The organism is Bacillus stercoris, from assembly GCF_029772985.1.
Classification (GTDB): Bacteria; Bacillota; Bacilli; order Bacillales; family Bacillaceae; genus Bacillus; species Bacillus stercoris.
The window spans coordinates 2,508,898-2,521,712 of record NZ_CP121861.1 but is presented as its reverse complement, the minus strand read 5'-3'; the positions used below and the strand labels follow the sequence as shown (position 1 = coordinate 2,521,712).

Genomic DNA, 12,815 nt, shown 5'->3' with positions numbered 1-12,815 from the left:
GAGAGGAGTGGGAAAATGATAACTGAACAACTGCACATTTCATTAAAAAATCCAATCATGTCCAACCACAAGGTATATGGACAGGCGTTATTACCCGGCCTTGCTTATATAGATTTGATCTATCAAGTATTCCAAGAACATGGTTATGCATACCAAGAGCTTGAATTAAAAAACCTGACCATTTTTAACCCTTTGATCGCAGATGAGTCATATGACATTGCCCTGACCATTCACGTGTCTGAAAGAAAGGAAGGGACATGGTCCATCACCATCGACGGACAAAAACAGCATGGAGAGTCGCTATCTGACAAGAGACAATATGTGACTGCTGACATGCAGCGTAAAGAGCAAACCGCTTTTGCAGAATCAATAGACCTTAATCAGTGGAAACGTACAGCTGACAGGATTCTGAATTTAGATGAAATATATGAACAATGCCGATCTCAAGAATTAGTGCATACCGGCATGATGAAGGCGGAAGGGCAGATTTATGAGACCAAAGAGGGTGCTTTAATTGATTTAGCAGTCGGACAGGAGGCGCTGCGCCATTCTGATGCTTTTCTGTTTCATCCCACGCTCATTGACGGGAGTGGTATAGGGTCAAGCTGCCTGCTCTCAGATCAAACGATGTATCTGCCATTGTGTTATGAATCGTTTTCAGCTTCAGAACGATTGCAAAAAGGATGTACAGCACGGATTCTCTCCTCATCTGTGCGCCAGAAGAAAGAGCTCACTTATATGACGATTGAATATTTTAATTCATCAGGACAAAAAGTGGCCGAGCTGAGACAGTTTGCAGGCAAGTCTGTACGGAATGGGTCAGCTTTTCACTCTGCAAAAGAAATTCAAGAAGAAAGAGCCGCTGTCTCTCAGCACACCAGTCGAGACTATCACGCATTTGAAACGTATTTGCGTCAATTGCTTGCTGAGCAGCTTGAAAGGCCGGCAGAACAAATGGATATCCACGCTGGGTACTATGAGCTTGGTCTGGATTCACCGTCGTTGCTTACAGTGGTTCAGGAAATTGGAGATAAGGTTGGAGCGGATCTTGCTCCAACACTGCTGTTTGAATTCACAACAATTGCAGAACTGGCTGCACATCTTGCTGATCACTATTCAATTAGAGAGGCGGACGATGCTGTCCGCCAATCTCCTTCACAAAAGAAGGATTATTCAGAAGGTGCTGCCTCTTCAATGAAGCTCGGGGAGGACATTGCCATTATCGGGATGGCAGGCCGCTATCCTAAGGCAAAAAACATTCAGGAATTTTGGGAACATCTTAAAGCTGGTACCGACTGCATCACAGAGATCCCGAACTCACGCTGGGAATGGAAAGAAAACGATGGTCTGGATTCCCCTGCAGGCAAGCCGCTCTCGAAATGGGGCGGGTTTATCGAGGAAGCTGATTGCTTTGATCCTCAATTTTTCAGAATCTCTCCTCGTGAAGCGGAAATGATGGACCCTCAGGAGCGGTTATTTTTAGAGACGTGCTGGGCAGCTATTGAAGATGCGGGTTATACACCTGAGACAATTGCTTCGCCAAAGGGAGAAAATAAAAGGCAGCATGTCGGAGTGTTTGCCGGTGTTATGCATAAGGACTATTCGCTTATAGGGGCGGAAGCTCTATCAGAAAACAATCCATTTCCTTTATCGCTGAATTACGCGCAAATAGCCAACAGGGTCTCTTACTATTGTAATTTCCACGGCCCAAGCATGGCGGTGGATACGGTCTGCTCTTCCTCATTAACTGCGGTTCATTTGGCAATAGAGAGCATCCGGAATGGAGAATGCGAGGCCGCGCTTGCCGGAGGCGTCAATTTGTCACTGCATCCGGCTAAATATATCAGCTATGGCAGTGTAGGGATGCACTCAAGTGACGGTTATTGCCATACTTTTGGCAAAGGCGGGGATGGCTACGTATCTGGAGAAGGTGTCGGCACAGTATTGCTAAAGCCGCTTCGAAAAGCTGAACAAGACGGTGACCGAATCTATGCTGTCATCAAAGGCAGTGCGATAAATCATGTAGGAAAAGTAAGCGGAATTACAGTACCGAGCCCGGTAGCCCAAGCTGATGTGATTGAAGCATGCCTAGAAAAAACAGGAATTGATCCGCGCACCATCAGCTATGTTGAAGCCCATGGCACGGGCACCTCATTGGGAGATCCGATTGAAATACAAGGATTAGTAAAAGCTTTCAGCCGCAATACGCAGGACAAGCAATTCTGTTCAATCGGTTCTGTGAAATCAAATATTGGCCATGCTGAAGCGGCAGCCGGCATTAGCGGTTTAACGAAGACAGTCCTGCAGCTGCATCATAAAACATTGGTGCCGTCATTACACTCAGAAGAGCTGAATCCTTATTTGCAGCTCGATCAAACCCCATTTTTTGTTCAGCATGAAACAAAGGAATGGGAGCAGCCATCTTTTGAAGAAAACGGGATGGACATCACATTTCCCCGCCGCGCAGGTTTAAGTTCGTTTGGTGCTTCAGGATCAAATGCGCATCTTATTTTGGAAGAATATATTCCTGCAGAGAGCCATTCAGAGACGATTTTAACGAAAAATGAAGGAATAGTGATACCTTTGTCCGCTAGAAACAAAGATCGTCTGCAGGCTTACGCTCTTAAACTTCTGGATTTTCTTAGCGAGGACGTCAATCTTATAGCGTTAGCTTATACCATGCAGACAGGACGGGTTGAAATGGAGGAGCGCGCAGCTTTCTTCGCAAAAGACAAAAAAGATTTAGCTGCTAAACTTCAGGCGTTTGCCAATGGCGAAGAAAAGATCGAGGGCTGCTGGACCGGACAAGCCAAGGAAGATCAAATGGCGGCTGGACCAACGTCGGTGAATGCGCTGAAAAACAATTTGATCACAGACAGTGAAATGAAGGAAATGGCGAAATCATGGGTTCAAGGAAAGCGGGTCACCTGGGACGATCTATACGGCGATCGCAAGCCGTTTAAAATCAGTGCTCCGACCTATCCGTTTGCAAGGGAACGCTACTGGATCCCAGCTCCTGAAACGAAAACCAGCTCTGTGAATCACATCTTACATCCGCTGGTGCACCGCAATACATCAGACTTTACTGAGCAGCGCTTTAGCTCTGTATTTACAGGCAAGGAATTTTTCCTGTCTGATCATGTTGTACAGGGACAGAAGATTTTGCCTGGCGTTGCCTATTTAGAAATGGCAAGGGAAGCAGCGGAAAAAGCTGCAGGCGACCTGGACAGCGAACAAAGAATTGTGTCGCTTAAAGACATTGTGTGGATACGCCCTATCACGATAGAAAATGACCCAAAAGAAATACATATTGGCCTTTATCCTGAGGATAACGGAGACATTTCCTTTGACATTTACAGCAGCTCTGAGCAAGAGAAAACCATGACGATATACTGCCAAGGCCGCGCAGTCATTTCAGATGAAGCGGATACTTCTGTTTTAAACCTATCATCAATACAGACAGAATGCAGTCTGGACACAGTGACGTCAGAACAATGCTATGCAGCGTTTCGAAAGATTGGGCTTGACTATGGAAAGGGCTATCAAGGGATTGAAAAAATCTATGTCGGCAAAGATCAATTGCTTGCAAAAATCTCGCTACCCGCTTTTCTAAAAAACGATAAGCAGCATTTTGCGCTCCACCCGAGTTTAATGGATTCCGCATTCCATGCCACAGTCGGTTTTATCGTTAGCTCAGTCAATGCCGCTGGACAAGCACAGACGCTGTCTCTTCCATTTGCGTTGCAGGAGGTTGATATTTTCAGCCCGTGTCCAGAGGAGATATGGTCTTATATTCGATACAGTTCAGACAGTAAAGCGGAGGACAACGTCAGAAAGTATGATATTGATTTATGCGATGAGAACGGCAATGTTTGTGTGCGAATGAAGGGTGCCTCAATGCGGGCGCTTGATGGAGAGCGGCATTTAAGGCCTCAAATAGTAACTGCTTCTCAGCTGACCGGGCATACGATGATGATCCCCGTCTGGGAACCAGTCTCTCCAGAAGCGGAGGATAATGCTTCGTTTGCTGGTACAAGAGCTGTTTTATGCGGAGTTGCTGAAGCTGATCGGACTTTCATAAAGCAGCATTATCCGCAAATTTCCTTTGTCGATATCCGCCCTGCAGATGACATTGAGGCAATAGCGGACAAACTGCAAACGTACGGAAGAATTGACCATGTCTTGTGGATTGCCCCGTCAGACCTGGAGAATAGTGATAGACAAGGAGAAGCTGTTCTTCACTTATTTAAACTTGTGAAAGCCTGCCTGCAATTAGGCTATGGCGAGAAACAACTTGAATGGTCTCTTGTGACAATCCAAGCGCAGCCGGTTACGCAACATGAGACAGTACAACCCGCTCATGCAAGCATTCATGGACTTGCCGGCACAATGGCAAAGGAATATCCTCATTGGAAAATCCGCCTTCTTGATCTGGAAAAAGACTGCACATGGCCGGTATATCAAATGTTTACGCTCCCTGCTGACCGTCTCGGACACGCTTGGGCCTATCGGAATCAGCAATGGCATCAGCAGCAATTGATCCCGTATCGGCACTCACCGGCAAATGACACGCTTTATCGAAAAGGCGGGGTGTATGTGGTCATTGGAGGCGCCGGGTACATTGGAGAGGCATGGAGTGAGTACATGATCCGCCGCTACCAGGCGCAAATTGTTTGGATTGGACGCAGTCAAATCAATGCTGCCATCCAGTCGAAAATAGACCGTCTTTCGGCGCTTGGCCCTGAGCCTTTCTATATTGCAGCCGATGCTGCCGATAAGCATTCATTGCAGCAGGCATATGATCAAGTGAAAAAACGCCATCCTCATATTCACGGGATTGTTCACTCTGCGATGGTTTTATTTGAACAAAGCCTGGAAAATATGACGTTTGAAGAATTCACCGCCGGACTGGCGGCGAAGATCGATGTCAGTATTCGGATGGCCCAAGTGTTCCGCCGGGAGAATGTAGATTTTGTTTTATTTTTCTCTTCGCTTGTGGCACATATCAAAAATGTGAAGCAAAGCCATTATGCCTCTGGCTGTACATTTGCAGATGCTTTTGCTCACCAGCTTTCCCAGAGCTGGGCATGCCCTGTAAAAGTCATGAACTGGGGATATTGGGGGAATAGTGAAGCGGCTGAGGATGAACATTATGTACAGCTTATGAATCAAATCGGCTTAGGTTTAATTGAGCCTGCGGAAGCTATGAAGGCGCTGGAAGCACTGCTTTCTGGGCCAGTCGGCCAAACGGCTTTCATTCATACGACAAAGCCTGTAGCAGTCGAAGGCGTGAATCAGAATGAATGCATCACTCTATATCCCGAGCAACCTTCAGCAGATGCAGAGAGCCTGATGGAGCGTCTGCCGAAAACGGGACGAATACAAAGAGCAACACATGAAGAACTAGACGATCTTCTTTACAGGCTGTTGTTAGGACAGCTGCAAAAGGCTGAACTGTTTGATGGCCATACATTATCGGTTGAACGTCTTCGACAATACAAAACTCGTGAATTTTATGAAAAATGGCTTCGGCAAAGCAGCGAATTTCTTTTGCAGCATGGCTATCTTAAGAAAGATGGAGATTCATTGGTGGGGAAGGTTCAAGCAGAGGATATCGAGCTGCTTTGGCAAGAATGGAACGCCAAAAAAGAAAAGTGGCTGAAAGACAGCGAGACAAAGGCGATGGTTGTCTTAGCAGAGGCCATGCTAAAAGCACTACCGGATATTTTGACAGGGAAAGTCCCGGCAACAGATATCATGTTCCCGCAATCCTCGATGGAATTGGTGGAAGGCATTTATAAGCATAACCAAGTGGCAGACTATTTTAATGAAGTGCTTGCCGATACATTATTAGCTTATCTGGATGAACGTCTGAAGCAAGATCCTGAGGCATCAATTCGCATTATGGAAATAGGTGCAGGCACAGGCGGCACGAGTGCCGGAATCTTTGAAAAACTGAAACCATATCAAAAGCATATCAACGAATACTGCTATACAGATCTGTCGAAAGCATTTTTGCTGCATGCAGAAAAGGAATATGGGGCGGAAAATCCGTATCTGACGTATCAGCTATTTGACGTGGAAAAAACGGTTGACCAGCAGGAAATCGAGGCTGGCGGCTATGATGTCGTCATTGCGGCTAATGTCCTTCACGCGACAAAAAATATCCGTCAAACCCTGCGGCATACAAAAGCAGTGATGAAAAACAACGGAATGCTGCTGCTGAATGAAATGGCGGGAAACAGCCTGTTTCCTCACATCACCTTTGGTCTTTTGGAAGGCTGGTGGCTGTATGAAGATCCTGCAGTGCGGATTCCCGGCTGTCCAGGCTTACATCCTGACAGCTGGAAAGCGGCACTCGAAAGCGAAGGCTTTGAATCTGTCTTTTTCCCGGCCGAGGCGGCTCATAATCTGAGTCACCAAATCGTCGCAGCCTCAAGCAACGGGCTGGTTCGCCGTATAATGAAAAATGAGCTCTTGCCGGAGAAGGATGTTTCACAAGCGTCTAATCAGGAGCCAGCCTGCATTCAATCCATAGATTCAGAGGGATCAGGACAATCTAAACATGCTCTCCTAAGAGAAAAAAGCACAGATTATATGAAAAAACTAATCGGAGAAACGTTGAAAATTCCTGCAGGTAAGATTGATTCATCTGAACCGCTTGAAAAGTACGGTATTGATTCTATCGTTGTTGTCCAGCTGACGAATACATTGCGTAAAGAATTTGACCATGTAAGCAGCACTCTATTTTTCGAGTACCAGACCATTGACGCATTAGTGGAGCATTTCATCAAAACAAAAACAGAAGCGCTGATGAAATTAACAGGTCTTGACCGTCAAGTTCAACAACAGACACCGGCCGAAAGCAGAACCCAATCTTCACAGAAACCTGATGGGGCCGCTAAAAGAACACGGCGATATCGCAAGCTTGGCTTCAGCAGGGAAAAAGAAACACCGACAAACGCTCTTCCAAGCCGTGACGTTGCCATTATCGGCATTTCTGGACGCTATCCTCAGGCGGAAACAGCAGAAGACTTTTGGAACAACCTAAAAGAAGGAAGAAATTGTATTGAGGAAATTCCGAAAGAACGCTGGGATTGGAAAGCTTATTACGATAAAGAAAAAGGAAAAGAAGGATCGATTTATACGAAATGGGGCGGATTTATCAAGGATATGGACAAGTTTGACCCATTATTCTTTCAGATTTCGCCGCTTGAAGCAGAACGAATGGACCCTCAGGAGCGATTATTTCTGCAAACCGCTTATGCAAGTATTGAAGACGCGGGATACACGCCTGACTCGCTCAGTTCAAGCAGAAAAATCGGCGTCTTTGCCGGAGTTATGAACAAAAATTATCCGACAGGCTACGGCTATTGGTCTATCGCCAACAGAATATCCTATTTGCTGAATTTCCAAGGCCCGAGCCTTGCCGTCGATACAGCCTGCTCATCCTCTCTGACAGCGATTCATTTAGCGCTGGAAAGCATTTATAGCGGATCGAGTGATTGCGCCATTGCCGGTGGTGTCAATTTAGTCGTCGACCCGGTTCACTATCAGAACTTATCTGTCATGAATATGCTCTCTTCTAGTGATACATGTAAATCATTCGGAGATGACGCAGATGGATTTGTCGATGGTGAAGGCGTAGGCGCGATTGTGTTAAAGCCGCTGCAGCAAGCAATAGCGGACGGCGACCATATTTACGGTGTGATAAAGGCAAGTGCCGTTAACAGCGGAGGAAAAACAAATGGATACACGGTTCCAAATCCTCATGCGCAGGCACAGGTGATTAAAGATGCAATGGAGCGCGCCAACATTCCTGCCCGAACCATCAGTTATGTGGAGGCGCATGGAACAGGCACAGCATTAGGAGATCCGATTGAGATAGCGGGGTTAACAAAAGCATTTGAGGAAGATACGCAGGAGAAACAGTTTTGCGCGATCGGCTCCAGCAAATCAAACATCGGTCATTGTGAAAGTGCAGCCGGAATTGCAGGGCTGACAAAAATACTTTTTCAGTTTAAATATGGCCAAATTGCGCCATCATTGCATGCTCAGCGGCTGAATCCGAACATTGAGTTCAGCCATACTCCATTTGTCCTTCAGCAGCAGCTTGGTGAATGGAAACGCCCGGTGATTGGCGGACAAGAGGTGCCTAGGCGCGCCGGATTGAGCAGTTTTGGCGCCGGAGGGTCCAATGCCCATATCATTCTGGAAGAATATATTCCGAGAATGGGAGCGCAAACGCCGGAAGACCATCCCCCAGCGCTGATTGTGCTGTCGGCCAAAAACATGGAACGTTTGCAAGAAAGAGCGGAACAGCTGCTCACAGCCATCAAACAAAAAAGGTACCGTGAAGCAGATCTGATCAGAATCGCCTATACCTTGCAAACGGGACGTGAAGCAATGGAGGAACGGCTGGCCTTTATAGCGGAATCACTAGAGGATCTTGAGAGAAAGCTGAACGATTTTATCGAAAACAAAGCAGGTAGCCTGTATCTGGATCGCATTGATGATAGCAAAAAAGCATTAGCAGTCTTATCAGCGGATGAGGATACGGAAAAAATCATAGAAGCATGGATGAGCAAAGGGAAATTCACAAAACTGCTGGATCTTTGGGTGAAAGGCTTGTCTTTCGACTGGGATATGCTGTACGGCACCCAAACGCCTGTCCGGATCAGTCTCCCGGCATATCCATTTGCAAAAGAACGATATTGGGCACCAGGCTCGGCAAAGGCCCCGGCGCCTATAGAAAAAAATCTTGATCAGCAAAGAGAAGAACCTTTCGAGGTTATGACGTTTCAAGAAGTGTGGAAAGAAGAGCCGGCAACCCACGCTCCGAAACGTATCAAAACGATCATCTGTTTTCTGACTGAAAGAGAAAAGCAAAACGCATTTGATTCAGCCCTGAAAAACGTTGATCAAGACACCAAGCTCATTTTTATATCACAGGGCGAAGTGTACAGCAAACAGTCTGAATATAGCTACCAGATTGTGCGGCAAGAACCCGTTAATTTTGAAAAGGCCTTCCAGAGCATTAAAGAAGAACATGGAGAGCCAGATGCAATTCTCTATATGTGGCCTGCGGAAGACAAGAGCTGTATAAAGGACCATTCCTGTATTGTCTATCTATTACAAGGTATGTCCGCAGCAAAGCTGCATCCTTTACGGCTGATGCTGGCAGGATGTTTTGAAAATGGCCTTGACCGAAGCTATCTGGAATCATGGATTGGATTCGAACGATCGCTCGGGCTTGTCCTTCCGCACACAAAAGTGACTGGAATCTTTCAGCCGGCAGATCAAGGATCGATGGATAATTGGGCACGTAATATGTGGTCAGAATTACAGGCTTCAATAGAACAAACCGTTTTGTATCAAAATGGGAAACGATATGTAAGTCACATAGAACGGACAACGTTACAACCGAACAACAGCAAATTAAAATCTAGCGGAACTTATCTGATTACAGGCGGGTTAGGAGGGCTCGGCTATTTATTCGCCAAGCATTTGGCTAAAAACTATGCCGCAAACCTGATTTTGACAGGGCGATCGCCTTTCAATGAAGAAAAGCAAAAGAAAATAAAAGAATTAAAGAATCTAGGCGGCGAAGCGATGTATGCAGAAGCAGATGTATCTGACCCTATCGCGATGGGAGACTGCGTAAAAAGAGGGAAAGACCGATTCGGTGAAATCAACGGTGTTATTCATGCAGCCGGAATTGAGAGCGACTCTGCTATTTTTGACAAAAAGATCGAAAGCTTCCAGCGCGTCATTGAACCGAAAATCAACGGCACGATAGCGCTTGATGAATGGCTTAAAAATGAAGCCCTTGATTTTATGTGTTATTTTTCTTCTTCTTCGGCGGTTTTGGGGGATTTTGGATGTTGTGATTATGCGATTGGCAACCGATTTCAGATGGCTTATGCACAATACAGAAACCAGCTGCATAGCGGCAAAACGTTTGTCATCAACTGGCCTGTATGGAAAGATGGCGGAATGAAAATCGGTGATGAAGAAACAACTGATATGTACCTGAAATCAAGCGGCCAACGCTTCCTAGAAGCCGAGGAAGGCATCCGTATGTTTGAGCATATTCTAGCTCAGCAGGATGCTCAGCACCTCGTGATAGCCGGTCAACCAAGCCGTGTCAGCCGATTTTTAGGAATGACTGAACCAGTAATTCCAGAACCGGCCACTCAAGTCCCTGTCGTACAAGAAAAAAACAATGAGGTAAAAACACTAAGCGTTGAAAAGCGGTTAGAACACGATTTGAAAGAGTATATCCACACATTGCTTAAGATTTCAAAGGACAAGCTGAATGTGAACAAAAATTGGGCTGACTTCGGATTTGATTCAATCTATTTGGCTAAATTTTCGAATGTGTTATCAAAGCATTTCAACATTGAAGTAACACCGGCTTTATTTTTCGGCTATTCGACTTTACAGGAATTGATCGGCTTTTTCTTAACGGATCATAAAGAGCTGATTGAAGCATTTTACCGGGATGATGCATCTGAGTCGCAAAAGTCCATAGAAGCTCCTGCTGCAAATTCTGTAGTTCCCGAAGCAGAAACCAGTAAAAAAAGCAACGGACAGGGTCACAATGAGCCGATCGCCATTATCGGCATGAGCGGCAGGTTCCCTCAAGCTGATTCGGTCTATGAGCTGTGGGATAATCTGCAAAACGGAAAAACGTGTATCTCTGACATCCCGGACGAACGCATGGACTGTGGGGGATCGAACGGAGATCCAGAAAAAGCAGTGCCAAGGTGGGGCGCATTTTTGAAGGACATAGACCGGTTTGATCCGCTGTTTTTTCAAATATCGCCTAAAGAAGCCAAAAGCATGGATCCGCGCCAGCGCATTTTTTTAGAGGAAGCATGGCGCACGTTTGAAGACGCCGGCTATATGGGAGACCGGATAAAAGGAAAATCCTGCGGTGTCTATGTAGGTGTGGAAGAAGGAGAATATGCGCATTTAACAGGAGATACGGATTACATTAATGGGACACAAAACGCCACATTATCTGCGAGAATTGCGTACGCATTGGATTTAAAAGGGCCTAATATGGCGTTGACAGCAGCATGTTCATCTGGACTTGTGGCGATTCACCAGGCATGTTCAGCTCTGCGTCAGGGGGATTGTGAAATGGCTTTAGCCGGTGGCGTCAGCTTGAATATTTCTCACATGTCTTTTGAGGCGCTGACAAGAGCCGAAATGCTGTCTCCGAATGGACAATGCAAAGTATTTGACGAGAAAGCCAATGGTCTTGTGCCAGGTGAAGCGGTGGCTGCTGTTCTCTTGAAACCATTATCAAAGGCAATTGAAGATAAAGACCATATTTATGGCTGCATCAAGGCCAGCGGCGTGAATTACGATGGTAAAACCAACGGCATTACTGCGCCAAATCCTTTTAGCCAGGCAGAATTGATCGAAAACATTTATGAAAAAAATGAAATCAATCCGCTCGATATTCAATATGTGATGGCGCACAGTACCGGCTCGAATATTGGTGATCCGCTTGAGGTCCAGGCTTTAACGAACGTATTCAGCAAATATACGAAGCAGAAGCAATTCTGTATGATCAGCTCAATTAAACCTTTAATCGGACACACATTTGCAGCGTCAGGAACGGTAGCTTTAATCAGTATGCTGATGGCTATGAAAAACCAGATCATCCCGGCTACTCATCACTGTGAATCGGAAAACCCGTATATTCCGTTTAAAGAAAGCCCGTTTGTGCTTTGCAAAGAGAACCGTCCATGGATCAGGAAAAATCAGAAGCCGAGGATGGGAACGATCAGCACGACGGGAATCAGCGGCACCAATGCGCATGCAGTCATTGAAGAATACATCCAAGATGATCAGCCGTTCACGCAGCGGCGTAATGAGTCACCGCAGGTCATCGTGCTTTCAGCCCAAAACGACGATCGGCTTCAGGATGCTGCCTGCCGCATGATTGCGTATCTGGAGCAGAATCACAACCTTTCTTTACCTGATGTAGCATATACGCTTCAGGTTGGGAGGAAAGCCATGGAAGCAAGGCTCGCGATCGTTGTAAACAATCAGGAGCAATTGGTGCGAAAATTGAAGGAATATGCAGAAGCAATGAAGAATGGTGGGGTATCGGGCCAACAGAGATCCCTTTATACAGGATATACAGAAGGGATATTAGAAGAACAGGAAGCTCTGCAAGCTCTCGCAAAAGAAAGAAATTTGGAAAACATTGCGGAACGCTGGGTGAAAGGATATCAGATTCCTTGGGAACTCCTTCATGATGGCGATGGCGTACGGATGGTTTCTTTACCTGGTTATCCATTTGCAAGGGAGCGGTATTGGGTTTCGTCAGGCACACAGCAATCAGAGGCCGTTAAACAGCGTTCACAATATATGAGTGGGGAAACCCATATTCAAAAGATCATTGTTCAATTTTTAGCACGAGAGTTGGACATATCTGAGGATCGAATCAATTTTAATAGAAATTTTCTGGATTATGGGATGGATTCAATTCTTGGCCGAAAATTGATGAGGCATATCGAAAAAACCACACAGCTGAAGATGACCGGCCGAGAAATCCTTGAATGTCAGACAGTGCAAGCTCTATCTAACCATTTGGCCTCAAAGGCTGAAAAACAAAATCATAGCGCAGCACATCAAACAACGGGCACGTATACAGACGAGCAAATCATCGGATTGATGCAAGAGGTGGCGCAAGGGAAATTGGATTTTAAGAGTGTGCAAAACATCATAGAAGGGAGTAAATCGTATGAATCATAAAGAAATTCTTGATGCCTTCAGATCAGGAGAATTAACCA

General features: G+C 45.8%; 1 protein-coding gene. It reads left to right on the top strand.

Going from position 1 to position 12,815, the window contains the following annotated elements:
• Nucleotides 1-15: 15 nt before the first annotated feature.
• Nucleotides 16-12,777: an SDR family NAD(P)-dependent oxidoreductase gene (locus tag QA442_RS13270; RefSeq protein WP_279473169.1), complete on the top strand. Its 12,762-nt coding sequence runs from the start codon at nt 16-18 to the stop codon at nt 12,775-12,777.
• Nucleotides 12,778-12,815 lie beyond the last annotated feature (38 nt).

Coding starts and splice junctions, on each gene's coding strand:
- QA442_RS13270 (WP_279473169.1), top strand. CDS start 16: ATGATAACTGAACAACTGCACATTTCATTAAAAAATCCAATCATGTCC.